At 63.7% G+C, this 12,336-nt stretch carries 15 protein-coding genes and 2 pseudogenes; 10 read left to right on the forward strand and 7 right to left on the reverse strand.

The annotated features are described in order from the left end of the window. Nucleotides 1-260 precede the first annotated feature (260 nt). Nucleotides 261-758: a DUF302 domain-containing protein gene (locus tag D578_RS0109355; protein WP_018949704.1), complete on the reverse strand. Its 498-nt coding sequence runs from the start codon at nucleotides 756-758 to the stop codon at nucleotides 261-263. A gap of 211 nt (nucleotides 759-969) precedes the next feature. On the opposite strand from D578_RS0109355, the gene D578_RS0109360 reads away from it, so the two are divergent. From D578_RS0109360 to D578_RS0109380, 4 genes are all read left to right on the forward strand, one after another. Continuing rightward, on the forward strand, nucleotides 970-1,194 hold the full coding sequence (locus D578_RS0109360; RefSeq protein ID WP_018949705.1) for a hypothetical protein: 225 nt from the start codon (nucleotides 970-972) through the stop codon (nucleotides 1,192-1,194). 54 nt (nucleotides 1,195-1,248) lie between these two features. Further along, the gene (locus D578_RS0109365) at nucleotides 1,249-1,455 is read left to right on the forward strand and encodes a hypothetical protein (protein ID WP_018949706.1); all 207 of its coding nucleotides are present in this window, start codon (nucleotides 1,249-1,251) and stop codon (nucleotides 1,453-1,455) included. Between the two features lie 1,812 nt (nucleotides 1,456-3,267). Continuing rightward, nucleotides 3,268-3,495, forward strand: a complete 228-nt coding sequence (locus D578_RS0109375) for a hypothetical protein (protein ID WP_018949708.1) — start codon at nucleotides 3,268-3,270, stop codon at nucleotides 3,493-3,495. Next, a complete protein-coding gene (locus tag D578_RS0109380; protein WP_018949709.1) occupies nucleotides 3,492-3,890 on the forward strand; it encodes a type II toxin-antitoxin system VapC family toxin in 399 nt (132 codons plus the stop codon). Before D578_RS0109375 ends, D578_RS0109380 begins: the two co-directional genes overlap by 4 nt. A gap of 469 nt (nucleotides 3,891-4,359) precedes the next feature. On the opposite strand, the gene D578_RS0109385 is transcribed toward D578_RS0109380, so the two are convergent. Further along, on the reverse strand, nucleotides 4,360-4,695 hold the full coding sequence (locus D578_RS0109385) for a nucleotidyltransferase domain-containing protein (RefSeq protein WP_018949710.1): 336 nt from the start codon (nucleotides 4,693-4,695) through the stop codon (nucleotides 4,360-4,362). Continuing rightward, entirely contained in the window at nucleotides 4,695-5,114 is a 420-nt protein-coding gene (locus D578_RS0109390) for a nucleotidyltransferase substrate binding protein (protein WP_026289280.1), read from the reverse strand. The genes D578_RS0109385 and D578_RS0109390 overlap by 1 nt, the downstream gene beginning before the upstream one ends. 409 nt (nucleotides 5,115-5,523) lie before the next feature. Between D578_RS0109390 and D578_RS0109395 the strand changes: the two genes are divergently transcribed. Both D578_RS0109395 and D578_RS0109400 read left to right on the forward strand, forming a co-directional pair. Further along, nucleotides 5,524-5,772, forward strand: a complete 249-nt coding sequence (locus D578_RS0109395; RefSeq protein ID WP_018949712.1) for a type II toxin-antitoxin system CcdA family antitoxin — start codon at nucleotides 5,524-5,526, stop codon at nucleotides 5,770-5,772. Further along, nucleotides 5,772-6,086 carry a CcdB family protein gene (locus D578_RS0109400; protein ID WP_018145905.1) on the forward strand — a complete coding sequence of 105 codons (315 nt, stop codon included), beginning with the start codon at nucleotides 5,772-5,774 and terminating at the stop codon, nucleotides 6,084-6,086. Before D578_RS0109395 ends, D578_RS0109400 begins: the two co-directional genes overlap by 1 nt. A gap of 470 nt (nucleotides 6,087-6,556) precedes the next feature. On the opposite strand, the gene D578_RS0109405 is transcribed toward D578_RS0109400, so the two are convergent. Together D578_RS0109405 and D578_RS0109410 are read right to left on the reverse strand one after the other, a co-directional pair. Then, a complete protein-coding gene (locus tag D578_RS0109405) occupies nucleotides 6,557-6,928 on the reverse strand; it encodes a type II toxin-antitoxin system VapC family toxin (RefSeq protein WP_018949713.1) in 372 nt (123 codons plus the stop codon). Then, nucleotides 6,925-7,131 carry an AbrB/MazE/SpoVT family DNA-binding domain-containing protein gene (locus D578_RS0109410; RefSeq protein ID WP_018949714.1) on the reverse strand — a complete coding sequence of 69 codons (207 nt, stop codon included), beginning with the start codon at nucleotides 7,129-7,131 and terminating at the stop codon, nucleotides 6,925-6,927. The genes D578_RS0109405 and D578_RS0109410 overlap by 4 nt, the downstream gene beginning before the upstream one ends. A gap of 562 nt (nucleotides 7,132-7,693) precedes the next feature. On the opposite strand from D578_RS0109410, the gene D578_RS0109415 reads away from it, so the two are divergent. Both D578_RS0109415 and D578_RS0109420 read left to right on the forward strand, forming a co-directional pair. Beyond that, the gene (locus D578_RS0109415; RefSeq protein WP_018949715.1) at nucleotides 7,694-8,092 is read left to right on the forward strand and encodes a nucleotidyltransferase domain-containing protein; all 399 of its coding nucleotides are present in this window, start codon (nucleotides 7,694-7,696) and stop codon (nucleotides 8,090-8,092) included. Next, nucleotides 8,077-8,487, forward strand: a complete 411-nt coding sequence (locus tag D578_RS0109420) for a DUF86 domain-containing protein (protein WP_018949716.1) — start codon at nucleotides 8,077-8,079, stop codon at nucleotides 8,485-8,487. The genes D578_RS0109415 and D578_RS0109420 overlap by 16 nt, the downstream gene beginning before the upstream one ends. Nucleotides 8,488-9,378: 891 nt before the next feature. Here D578_RS0109420 and D578_RS14870 read toward each other — a convergent pair. Further along, nucleotides 9,379-9,699, reverse strand: a pseudogene (locus tag D578_RS14870) (sugar transferase); the annotation flags it as partial. Nucleotides 9,700-10,127: 428 nt separating this feature from the next. Between D578_RS14870 and D578_RS14880 the strand changes: the two are divergent. Next, nucleotides 10,128-10,355: pseudogene (locus D578_RS14880) on the forward strand (type II toxin-antitoxin system RelE/ParE family toxin); the annotation flags it as partial. Further along, entirely contained in the window at nucleotides 10,355-10,639 is a 285-nt protein-coding gene (nadS, locus tag D578_RS0109435) for a NadS family protein (RefSeq protein WP_018143862.1), read from the forward strand. The pseudogene D578_RS14880 and the gene nadS, both read left to right, overlap by 1 nt. A 483-nt stretch (nucleotides 10,640-11,122) precedes the next feature. Here the strand turns inward: nadS and D578_RS0109440 are convergent, their stop codons facing one another. Then, nucleotides 11,123-12,304 carry a DegT/DnrJ/EryC1/StrS aminotransferase family protein gene (locus D578_RS0109440; RefSeq protein ID WP_018949720.1) on the reverse strand — a complete coding sequence of 394 codons (1,182 nt, stop codon included), beginning with the start codon at nucleotides 12,302-12,304 and terminating at the stop codon, nucleotides 11,123-11,125. Nucleotides 12,305-12,336: the final 32 nt, after the last annotated feature.

Here is a 12,336-nt window from a genome sequence, read left to right on the forward strand (position 1 = left end):
CGTTTCCGGTCTGCGCGGCGCCCCATCGGGCCGAATCACTGCTGGTCGCGTCGTTTCTCGTCAATGCCAACGGCATCTGCATCGGGGGACACCCCGTCTCCATTCAAGCGATCAATCCACATTCCAGGGGAACCGGCGGGCCGCCATCCCCTCGGCCCCAACAACAAGGAACCCGCCGAAGCGGGCCCCACTGCACCGGCAACGTCAGATCCAAACCAGCCTGACGCCCGGCCTGCGGTACTGGACTGTACCGGATTGCGTTACTCGGCGATGGCCCGATCGATGATCGCCTCGATCTCTTCCGAGGATTTTTCCATCACCTCGGCCACGCCTTCCGGCATCATCGGCAGGAAGCCCGGCACGTTCATCCGCGAGATGAATACATCACCCTGGCTGTCCTGGTAGATGCTCACCCGGCATGGCATGAAGGCCGACACCGGCCGATACGCATCCTCTTCCAGGATCTGCGCGCTGTAGCGCCCGCTGCACACATCCAGGATCACCACCGGATCAATGGTAAACCCGCGCTCGGACAGGGTTCCGGCCATATTGTTGCGGTTCAGGATGCTCCAGCCGGCCTCGGACGCCTCGCGCTCGAACGCTTCCAGCGTCTGCGGGAACGAATGCGGGCTTGGCGTCACCTTCACCATGTCCGGCTGTTCGCCGCCATGGCTACCGGCCTGCACCGCACCGGCGAACGCCAGCGCCATCAGCATCGTCACCAGCGCGAGGAACCGCGGGCCGTGGCGCATGGTCATCAATTTAGACTGCATCATGGTTTCTCCTTTCCCGATAAGCGGGAATCGTCGTAATGGCCTGCCTCTTGGTTACGTTAGGGCAGAACCTGCTTAGAAGGATAACGGCAAACGAACCCGGCCCTCTTGATGCAGGTCAACCGAACGCGAATCAGACCCGTTCCAGACGGGTGCAATCGACGACACGAACATCGCAACCAACCAGGAGATCGACATGGAAGCCACACTGAAGGACGGAACGGTCACCCTGAAGATCGACAAGAAGACCGCGAAGGACATCGCCGGCAACATCACCGAGCTCAAAGGCGAGATCAGCAACGGCGCACGGGCACTGGGCTCCGTGCTACAGGACGGCATCTACGAGCTGGAAAACGAATTCCGCCAGCCGCCGCATGCCTTCGACGAGCAGGCCCCCAAGCAGCCCTCCATCGAGGACTGAACCAGCCGCCGCAAAGGCATCATCGAGTCACAACAAGACACTAAGGAGCAGCACATGCACCTGGAAAAAGCGGAAAACGGGGAACTCGTCATCACCATGCCCGAAGCCGAGGCCGCCGACACCCTGGCCACGCTCAAGAAGCGCGCCGACGACCTCGACGAATGCGAGGAGCTAACCGAGGCCCTGGAAAACGCCGGCGTCCAGCTCGCGGAACCGGAAGACCACATCCGCCACGAATACATGCCCCCCGCCGACCACTAAACCAAGCGCCGCCCCACAACCCCGTGGGGCGGCTTCTCGCCGGAGACCCCCCTCTGGCAACCGCATAGTTGCATCGCCCCAACGGATACGGCCCTTGTGGGATCAGACCCTGTGGGAGCGGCCCTGGCCGCGAAGCCCCCGCCCGCGCCAGACAACACCCCCATACCCGTGATTCCCTATGGGGCCCGCCAGCAAACAATCACCCCGGCAAGCGTCACGAGCCCGCGCATTGCCGATTACGCGCAGAAATGCTCGCCCGCCAAGGCCCCAACCATCCCCACCTGCCACCCAAAGACGGCCGGCTTCGCACTGAGGACCCGGCCGCGGTCCGCATTCCGGGCATCACCGCAGGTATCGCGCGCACCCTCCACTTGGTGCCCGTCCGCCCGCCTCAAAGTGCGCGCGCGAAGCCTGCATGCCCGGCGAGGAACAGAAGAACGGGCCGCCGAACCACACCCTCCGATCACCAGCCAGAGAGCCTCGCTCTTCACCAGCCCCACAAAGAGAAAGAGCCACCTCGGCGTCCATGCCCAGGCGGCTCTTTCGGCGACATCCTTGTCACCGCGGCAAAAATTAACACACCGACAAAATTATTCCATCCACACACCCGGAAAATACGTCAGCGGTCGATTTCCACCCCTGAGCGGTAGTTTCGGCTCCCGTCACAGCCCCTGACCTACGACGCAACTCACCTCTTCCACGCGCACTTCCCCACCGCACCACCCGAACCACCGGTCAGCCGCCAGGGCACCAGGCTTAACCCCGTCACCCCGAAACCGCATCCCTACCCCGTCACTCCGGGGGCAGCCCTAGCCCGTCATCGCGAGGAGCAAAGCGACGTGACGATCTCCTCGAGCTACCCCAACGCCCGCCCATTACCTGCGACCGCAGCGCCCCCACCCGACATCCCGGCCGCAGCCCCACCACTACAATGTCACCCCGGCCGCAGCCCCCCGTCACCCCGACCGCAGCGCTACCCCCACCCTGTCATCCCGGCCGCAGCGCTACCCCCACCCTGTCATCCCGGCCGCAGCGCAGCGAAGAGCCGGGATCTCCAGCGCCAGGAACACCCCCAATGCCGAAGACCCCGCATAGCCGCCGAAGGGCCAGCCGTCGCGGGCCGACCTGCCCGAAAGGCGGGCTTCCTTCACAACACCCAGAACGAGAAAGAGCCACCCCAGCATCCTTGCCCGGGCGGCTCTTTCGGGAACGTCCGTGTCCCCGCGACAGAAACTAGCACATCAAGTAGAGGATTCCAGCCCCGCAGAAGAAAACTCGCCAGCGGTCCATGCCCGCCTGTCAGCGGTAGATTCTCATGGTCTCAGGGGCCCACACAGTCCCGCCCCTACCAGTTTCCCCTATCCCGCATCCCAGGATTGCGGGCGCCCAGCCCCGGCCGTGACACACGCGCTACCCCGCCCGGCTCCTGGCCGGGACGAATCCCCGCAACATCCTCAAGTTGCTCCCCCCACCCCTTCATCCCGGCCACTGCGCTACTCCTCCCCTGCCATCCCGGCCGAAGCGCCACCACTACAACGTCATCCCGGCCGCAGCACCACCCCACACCGTCATCCCGGCCGTAGCGCAGCGAAGAGCCGGGATCTCCCACGCGTGAGCCACCCCAACGTACGAGATTCCGGATAACCGCTACGCGGTTTCCGGGATGACGAAGCACCCGCAAAACTGCAAGCCGCATCGCGCTCTAGAATCCCCACCAAGAGCATTCCCGATGCATCCCGTGTTCACGGAACCATTGGCCAGACAACGCACTGACACATATAATCCCGCTTATATGCTTAACAGGAGGAACGTATGGGCCAAGTCACCATCTACCTCGACAATGAACACGAACAGCGCCTCAAGCGCGCGGCCCGATCGGCCGGCATCCCCGTCAGCCGGTACGTCGCAAGGCTAATAGAAGAAAACACCCGAACCGTGTGGCCCGACTCCGTCCGCACCCTGGCCGGTCAATGGCAAGACTTCCCCAGCGCCGAGGAACTGCGCGACACGCCCCCGGACAGCCGCCGGGAGACACTGTGAAATACGCCCTGGACACCAACACCCTCATCTACTTCTTCAAGGGTCAGGGCAAGGTCGCCGAAAAGCTGTTAGCCACGGCACCCTCCGACGTCCTCATTCCCGCCATTGTGGTGTACGAGCTCGAAACCGGCATCGCCAAGTCCAGCGAGCCCGAAAAGCGCAAAAAGCAGCTGGCCGAGCTACTCGACGTCGTCACCGTCCTCCCGTTTGACCGACCCACGGCCAGCCATGCCGCCGGCATCCGCGCCCACCTCGAACAGCAGGGCACACCCATCGGCCCCATGGACACCTTGATCGCCGCCTCCGCCCTCGCCTGCAACGCCACCCTCGTCACGCACAACATCGCCGAGTTCCAACGCGTCCCCAGTCTCCCACTCGCCGACTGGTTCACCTGACCCGCAAAGCCCCTCCAGCCGCCCCCCCCCCAAACCCCTCTACAACCCCGTCACCGCGAGGAGCAAAGCGACGCGGCGATCTCCACGGTCAGCCCCAACGACCGACCTTGCCACCGCTGTTGTGGGAGCGGGCTCGCCCGCGAAGCCCCCGCCAGCACTCGCCATTGCACGACTGTCCCGGCCGCCCGTCATCCTGCCGACACCCCGTCATCCCGGCCGTAGCGCATCCCCCGCACCGTCATCCCGGCCGTAGCGCCACCCCACCCCGTCATCCCGGCCGTAGCGCAGCGAAGAGCCGGGATCTCCCACGTCGGACCAACACCAAACGCCAGTACCACCACCCACGCCAGAGATCCCGGATAACCGCGACGCGGTTTCCGGGATGACAAGAAAGGGGAAACGACGGGCTGGATCACACAGGGACGATGGCGCCGCTCACACGCAGACCCCCGAACCGCGCAGGACCGGCTCAACCGCTAACCGCACCCGCCCGACAGAAGTCCACCCCGACTCGGCGAATATGGTCGCGCAGGTCGGGGGCATCGATCTGGTGCCACAACGAAAGATCCACCTTCCAGGGCAACAACAAGTCGTCGATCTTGCCCTCGATCTTCAGCAGATCCGTCACACCCAGAGCATCTGCCTGCACGCACAGATCAATATCGGACGCTTTTCGAAACGTGCCCTTCGCACGGGAACCGTACAACCAGACCGCAGAGATCTCCGGCCAGCCGTCAAACACCTGGCACAACCGCGCCACCACATGACGCGGGAGCCCGAATTTCGTATCCGCCGCGACCGCCATCACGCACGCGCCTCCAATTCGCCCATGCCCGTCGCAAATGCACGAAAAAGCACGCAATAGCGCTCGACCACCTGATCCGAGATCTCCCGCGCGACCTTCTCGTTGTAGGCATGGGCCGTGAGATTCCGACTGTGGATCATCTCCATCCAGCCTTCACCATCCTCAATCAACCCCTTGCCAAAAGCTTCCCGAACCGCATCGCGCGAACCGGTAATCGCCGTATTCCCCTGCCAGGCGAAATAGTCCTTCATCACATTCCAGGCCAGCTCGTGGTTGAACTCGAATGCCTGGATCAGCCCTAGACACTCCAGGTCCGAAAGCTCGCGCTGGCCAGCCAGCTCGACCGCTCCTTCCAGCTGCTCCAGTGCCCGCCGAAAATTCGCCAGCCGCTGTTTCCAGCGTACATCCACATCCGTCATCAGAAACTCCATCGACACCCAGCCTCAACGCTACGTGACAACGCATCCTGCCTCACGCAGCGAAATCCTGGCCCGCTCCCATCATCCCGACCGCAGGACCAGCCCACCCCGTCATCGCGAGGAGCAAAGCGACGCGGCGATCTCCACGGACTACCCCAAAGGCCAGCCCATTACCCCGACCGCAGCGCCACCACTACAACGTCATCCCGGCCGCAGCGCAGCGAAGAGCCGGGATCTCCCACGCCGGACCAACACCAAACGCCGGTGCCACCATCTACACCTGAGATCCAGGACAACCGCTACAACCGAAACCCCGAACGCATCACCAGCTCTCAAATGACCGTAATTGACCCATATGATGAATGCGCACATTCTATGCGCATCGCATATGAACAGACCGGGAGACACCATGAACCTCATGCCCTACAACACCGACGCCCCGCGCAAGGCCACCAACCTCACCGTCAATTCCGACCTTCTGGCTCAGGCGCGTGAACTGGGCATCAACCTCTCGGCCCTTTTCGAGCAGCAGTTAGTCCAGGCCGTGCGAGAAGCGCGCCGCGATGCCTGGATCGCCGAGAACCGCCAGGCCCTGGCCGAATACAACCAGCGTGTTGCCGAGCGTGGCAGCTTCGGTGACCGCGCTCGCCGCTTCTGATGGCCCAGTTCTCGGTCCACCGCAACCCATCAGCCGATACCGCATCCTGGGTACCGTACCTGCTGGTACTCCAGAACGACCTGCTCGCGGAGATCAGCACCGTGGTCGTGGCCCCGCTGATACACGCGGAGTCATTTGGCCTCCCCGCCCACATCCTCAACCCCGCCTTCACTATCGAAGGTCACCGGGTGGTATTGTCCACCGCCGAGCTTGCCGGGGTCTCCCGGACCACGTTAGGCGAAGAAGTCCTCTCCCTCGGCGGCGAACGAGACACCATCATGGCCGCCTGCGACTTCCTGTTTACGGGCATCTGAGCGAGGCCCACGCACCGCCCATCGTGTTCTGTGCCCGCCTCTTCAAGGTGACAATCCACCTGTGTCCGTTTCCTTCCCACGAGAGGCCCGCACGTCTCCGCATCCCTGTATTCGCTCAGAGCCGATCCTGCAAAAGCAGCCGGAACCAGAACCTCATGGCCTCGATATTGACCAAACCTTCCGTCATCCCGACCGCAGCGCCCCCATCCCGTCACCCCGGCCGCAGCCCCCACCCCGTCATCCCGGCCGCAGCCACCCCACCCCGTCATCCCGGCCGTAGCGCAGCGAAGAGCCGGGATCTCCCACGCCGGAACAACGCCAAACGCCAGTACAACCCCCCAACGCCAGAGATCCCGGATAACCGCGACGCGGTTTCCGGGATGACGAAGGATGGAGATATGGCTTTCCGGTGGAGGTAAAATCCCCGGGGACCCGGGCCAGGGCAACCCCGATCGTCCGGGGCTAGACTGCTACTTGGGGAAATAGCGCACGCCGGGGAGTGCCTCGAAATCCGAATCCTGCGTCCAGAGCGTCGCGTCCCGGTCCATCGCCGTGGCATAAATGATGCTGTCCGCCAGTGGCAACCGCTTCTCTGCACCAATCCGCGCCGCCGACAGCGCAATCGACGACGACAACTCCACGACCATCCCCTGTTGCATTAATGCGACCGCCTGTAACCCCGCCCCCTCGTCGCGCTGCTGCAAAACGCGCTTGAAGACCTCATACAAGGAGATCACCGGAACAATCAGTTCGCCGGTCGCCTCGATCGGCTCCGCAAAGGAATCGGCATTCGGCCCGTTCGCGAAATACTCCAGCCAGGCCGACGAGTCGACCACGTTCACACGCGATCCCCTTCCCTTGGAATCGAGAGGTCGATTCCCGCCAGGAATCCGCGCATATCCTGCATCTTGCGCTCGGGGATCAGCTCAATGCGGCCATCGTACGCAATCACCTGCACTTGCTGGCCAGCCCGCAGGTGCAACGCCTCCCGAACGGCCTTGGGTATCACCACCTGATACTTCGGAGAAATCGTCAATGTGTCCATGCTGCCTCCCGGATCGATCAACCAATCGTACTACCAACCCAGGATCGATCAAAACACCGAGGCGCACTGACAACATCGCTTCCTGATACCCCAAAGCGCCGGGGTGCCACCATCCCGGCCGCATCAACACCCCATCTTCAGCTGCAGCCCCCCCTATCGGTCATCCCGACCGCAGCGCCTCCACTACAACGTCATCCCGCCCGTAGCACCACCCCACCCCGTCATCCCGCACCACTACAACGTCATCCCGGCCGTAGCGCAGCGAAGAGCCGGGATCTCCCACGCCGGAACAACACCAAACGCCGGTGCCACCATCTACGCCTGTCATCCCGGATAACCGCTACACGGTTTCCGGGATGACGAGGGATGGGGATATCGCTTTCCGGTGAGGATATAAAGTCCGGCGGGATCCAGGGACCGGGGCAATCCCCGATCACTGGAACACACCGCTTCGGCCCAATCCGACTCCATAGCCAGGCATGACCGCGGATCGCGCCGCCCAACCGCTTCCTTCGGCTACACGACCATGTCAACGCACGCTTTCACCAGTAGACTAGACAGCATGACCGCCAGCACCGACATCGACCGCATACGCGCCACTGTGCAACGCCATGACGAACTGGAACTCGCCATCCTGTTCGGATCGCTGGCTCGCGGCACGGCAGGCCCCGACAGCGACGTGGACCTCGCGGTCAGCGCAAGGGGGCCGTTGTCCGCGGACGCACGGATCACCCTGATCGAAGAACTCGCCGCAGCCACCGGGCGTCCCGTGGACCTCGTGGACCTTGCGCGGGCCGGCGAACCCCTGCTGGGTGAAATCGTCACGAGCGGCGTGCGTCTGACAGGCAGTGACGAGGCCCACGCCCGCTTTCTCACCCGCCACCTGATCGAACAGGCCGACTTTCTTCCCTATCGGGACCGCATCCTGGCCGAACGGAGGAAGTCATGGATCGGCGGATAATCGAACAAAAGCTCGAAACCCTGCGGTACTGCGTGCAACGCGTTGCCGAACGCTGTCCCGCGGAGCCTGCCGACCTGCTTCAAGATTTAGATCGCCAGGACATCATTGCCCTCAACCTCTCCCGGGCTGTGCAGCAATGCGTGGACATCGGCGCCCATCTCGTCACATCACTCGACCTAACGCCTCCGGGCACCATGGGCGAAACCTTCGACCGACTCGCCGAAGGCCAGATCATCGATTCCAGCCTGGCCGACCGACTCAAGAAGGCCGTGGGCTTTCGCAACATCGCTGTCCACAACTACGAGCGTATCAACTGGGAAATCGTCCACGCCGTATGCTCACGCCACCTGGATGACTTCCGCACCTTCGCCCGCGTAGTGGCGGAACGCCTCTAGGGAAACACTGATCAATGTACACGCTCGCGCTCGAGTCGCTTTTGCGTGCGAACAAGGCGCGGCGACTGCCGTGCAGTCACTCTGCACAAGGGAGCCGCAACGCCGTGCGCGCGCCCGTTTTCGTCAACAACGGGCGACCGAGCCGCGTCTTTCAATAGGTTGTGGGGTTGGTACCCCAGGTTCCCCGATCCTGCGTTGCGCCCCGAATCCATCAAAAACGGGCGGGTAGAACCACTACCCGCTGCACGACGCGCCTGGTCTCGGAAAACCTGGGGTACCAACGCGAGTGTGTACATGAATCAGTGTTTCCCTAGGTTTCGAGTCTCACTCCGATGCCCACCACACGGCGGACGCAAGCGCCTCCCCCGTCATCGCGAGGAGCGAAGCGACGCGGCGATCTCCACGAGCCACCCCCGCACCCGATCCATCATCGCGGCCGCTGCACCACCCCACCCCGTCATCCCGGCCGCAGCGCCACCACTACAACGTCATCCCGGCCGCAGCACCACCCCACCTCGTCATCCCGGCCGTAGCGCAGCGAAGAGCCGGGATCTCCCACGTCGGACCAACACCAAACGCCAGTACAACCCCCACGCCAAAGATCCCGGATAACCGCGACGCGGTTTCCGGGATGACGAAGGATGGAGATATGGCTTTTCGACGGTTCGAGAAGCCGAAGAGAGGGGCGTGATCCGGGTGCTAGAAAGCAAAGGACGCAGCGCCCGGTTTGAGGGGCCCGGCCAACGCCGAATCGGCCAGAGGGCTGGCGTCCTACAACACCGGTGGCCAAACCTGTAGGAGGCCAGCCTCTGGCCGATGGGGCATGACCCAACACCCCAATCGCCTGACCCCAACCACCGGCCCCGAAAATGCCCACCGCCATACTCAGCGCTAAGGCCCAACCCGATCCCCCGATCCGCGCCCCAGCACCGTCAGCACCAGATACCGGAAATACGCCCGAAGCGTCAGGGCATCCAGCATCTGCCGGTCCACCTCGGCCAGCTCGCGCGGCGTAGACATATCGATCCCACGAACCTGTGCCAGCCCGGTAATCCCCGGCCGCACATCCAGCACCCCACGCGATGCACGCTCCTGCAGCAGCTCTTCCTGGTTGAACAGCCCCGGCCGCGGCCCCACCAGGCTCATCTCGCCCTTCAGCACATTCCACAACTGCGGCAGCTGATCCAGCTGCGTCTTGCGCTGGAAGTGGCCCCACGCGTACCCTGTACACCAACGAGAACCGGCATAAGGATATGCCTCAAGTAAGCCATGCCATTGAATTCATTGAGACCCCAACCTTCACCCGACAATTCCAGGCGATCGCCACAGATGATGAACTGAAAGAACTCCAGCGCGTGCTCATCGCTTAAGGAGACGCTGATTGAATCGCGCGCTCGCGCTCGAGTCGCTTTTGCGTGCGAACAAGGCGCGGTGACTGCCGTGCAGTCATTCTGCACAAGGGAGCCGCAACGCCGTGCGCGCGCAAAAGCGGCCGAGCCCCTTCGGGGTTGGTGCCCCCTGTTCCCCGATCCTACGTTGCGCCGCTTGCGGGTAGAACCACTACCCGCTGCACGACGCGCCTTGTCTCGGGAAACAGGGGGCACCAACGCGAGCGCGCGATTCAATCAGCGTCTCCTTAACCCGATAAAGGCGACGTAATCCAGGGAACCGGTGGGCTGCGCAAGATCCGTATGGGGTTAGGCCATCAGGGAAAGCGTGGCGGCGCTCGCGTCATCTACTTCCTGGTCAGCGCAGAGACCATCTACCTGATACTGGCCTACCCCAAGAGCGCGAAAGACAACCTGGCGCCTGCCGAAAGGGCTACATTAAAAATACTCACCGACCAGTTGAGGGAGGAAGCCTCCTGATGAATATCTACGACGAACTCCAGACATCACTGCAGGAAGCAGTCGATATCAAACAGGGCAAGGCAAAGGCTAGCCGCGTCACCCGCCACGAAGTGGCGGACGTGAAGGCGATTCGGGCCAGCTTGCACGTTTCCCAGGCGGAATTTGCCAAAGCCATGGGAACGAGCGTCGACACCATCAAAAGCTGGGAAGCCAAACGGCGCAACCCCACCGGCCTGGCAGCCAAGGTACTGGCAACGATCCAGACCAACCCGAGCTACTTCGCCGAACTCGCCTCGCACTGACCCGAGCGACGGGCAAAGCTCGACCCCTTCGCCCAACCTCTCAACGCACGAAGCCGACCTTCGCCCGCGTAGTGGCGGAACGCCTATAGGTTTCGAGTCTCACTCCGACGCCCACCACACGGCGAACGCAAGCGCCTCGCCTCCCCCGTCATCGCGAGGAGCAAAGCGACGCGGCGATCTCCACGAGCCACCCTCGCACCCGATCCATCATCGCGGCCGCAGCGCCACCACTACAACGTCATCCCGGCCGCAGCACCACCCCACCTCGTCATCCCGGCCGTAGCGCAGCGAAGAGCCGGGATCTCCCACGTCGAAGGCACACCAAACGCCAGCGCTACCACCTACGCACGAGATCCCGGATAACCGCGACGCGGTTTCCGGGATGACGAAGAATGGGACCTGGCTGTCCGGGGGGATGCGGAAACTCTGCGAGGGGGCGTGATGCGGGTGCTCGAAGGCCAAGACGCAGCGCCCTCTCGGCGATTATCCAGCCCTGTAGCCTTCGGCGGCGGCCCACATCACCCGCCCCACCGCATCCGCCACGGTGTGCATATCCGCCTCGCTCAGCGTGTGATCCACCAGGAACATGACGCTGGTCTCGCCCAGCTCACGCGCGATGGGCAGACGCTGCGCCGGCCGGTAGTCCGTGCCGTCAAACGCCTTCTCCAGGTACACCTCGCTGCAGCCACCATGCAGGCACGGCACGCCCTCGGCCTGGACGGCCGCCACCACGGCGTCGCGGTCCCAGCCATCGGCCAGGGACTCCGGCTCCACATAGGCGTAGAACTTGTACCAGGCGTGCCCCGCACGCGCCGGTGCCGCGGGAACCCGCAGACCCGGTAGCCCGGACAACCGCTCAAGCAGTACCTGCGCATTGGCGCTGCGCTGCGTCAGCCACTGCGGCAGCTTGCGCAACTGCGCCCGGCCAATGGCCGACTGCATCTCCGTCAGCCGCCAGTTGGTGCCAAACGACTCGTGCAACCAGCGAAACCCCGCCGCATGCTCGCGGTTGTACACCGCATCCCAGGCCTTTCCATGGTCCTTGTAGCTCCAGGCACGGCGCCACACCGCCTCGTCCCGCACCAGCAGCATGCCGCCCTCGCCACCCGTGGACATGATCTTGTCGGTGCAAAAGGAAAACGCCGCCGCATCCCCGAACGATCCAACCGGCTGGCCATCCAGCGTCGCCCCGTGTGCCTGCGCACAATCCTCGACCAGGAACAGTCCCTGCTCGTCCGCCAGCGCCCGCAGACCCTGCATATCGCACGGCCATCCCGCCAGATGCACGGCGATCACCGCGCGCGTGCGCTGCGTCAACACCGCGCGTACCGTATCCGGCGTGATGTTGCCCGACTCGCGGTCCACCTCCGCGAACACCGGCCGCGCCCCGCGCATCACAATCGCCGAAGCCGAGGCCAGGAACGTCCGCGGCGTCACCACCACCTCGTCGCCCTCGCCCACACCCAGCGCCATCAACGCCAGTTCCAGCGCCAGCGTGCCGTTCGCCACGGCAATCCCGTACGCCGCCCCATGAAACGCCGCGAACTCGCGCTCGAACTCGCGCCCCTCGCTACCATTCCAGTAGTTCACGCGGCCGGAACGCAGTACACCCTGCACCACAGCCAGCTCATCGTCTTCATGTTGCGGCCAAGAACTTGTTACCACCGAGGTATTCCTTTAATCCAAATGGGAGTGGC

Origin of the sequence: Thioalkalivibrio sp. ALMg11 (assembly GCF_000377905.1) — a bacterium.
Lineage (GTDB): Bacteria > Pseudomonadota > Gammaproteobacteria > Ectothiorhodospirales > Ectothiorhodospiraceae > Thioalkalivibrio.

Bases quoted from the DNA above. Each gene is read 5' to 3' on its own strand.
- D578_RS0109420 (WP_018949716.1), top strand. From the start codon at position 8,077: ATGGATCGGCGGATAATCGAACAAAAGCTCGAAACCCTGCGGTACTGC.
- D578_RS0109375 (WP_018949708.1), top strand. From the start codon at position 3,268: ATGGGCCAAGTCACCATCTACCTCGACAATGAACACGAACAGCGCCTC.
- D578_RS0109390 (WP_026289280.1), bottom strand. From the start codon at position 5,114: ATGACGGATGTGGATGTACGCTGGAAACAGCGGCTGGCGAATTTTCGG.
- D578_RS0109415 (WP_018949715.1), top strand. From the start codon at position 7,694: ATGACCGCCAGCACCGACATCGACCGCATACGCGCCACTGTGCAACGC.
- D578_RS0109360 (WP_018949705.1), top strand. From the start codon at position 970: ATGGAAGCCACACTGAAGGACGGAACGGTCACCCTGAAGATCGACAAG.
- D578_RS0109385 (WP_018949710.1), bottom strand. From the start codon at position 4,695: ATGGCGGTCGCGGCGGATACGAAATTCGGGCTCCCGCGTCATGTGGTG.
- D578_RS0109365 (WP_018949706.1), top strand. From the start codon at position 1,249: ATGCACCTGGAAAAAGCGGAAAACGGGGAACTCGTCATCACCATGCCC.
- D578_RS0109355 (WP_018949704.1), bottom strand. From the start codon at position 758: ATGACCATGCGCCACGGCCCGCGGTTCCTCGCGCTGGTGACGATGCTG.
- D578_RS0109400 (WP_018145905.1), top strand. From the start codon at position 5,772: ATGGCCCAGTTCTCGGTCCACCGCAACCCATCAGCCGATACCGCATCC.
- D578_RS0109410 (WP_018949714.1), bottom strand. From the start codon at position 7,131: ATGGACACATTGACGATTTCTCCGAAGTATCAGGTGGTGATACCCAAG.
- D578_RS0109395 (WP_018949712.1), top strand. From the start codon at position 5,524: ATGAACCTCATGCCCTACAACACCGACGCCCCGCGCAAGGCCACCAAC.
- nadS (WP_018143862.1), top strand. From the start codon at position 10,355: ATGAATATCTACGACGAACTCCAGACATCACTGCAGGAAGCAGTCGAT.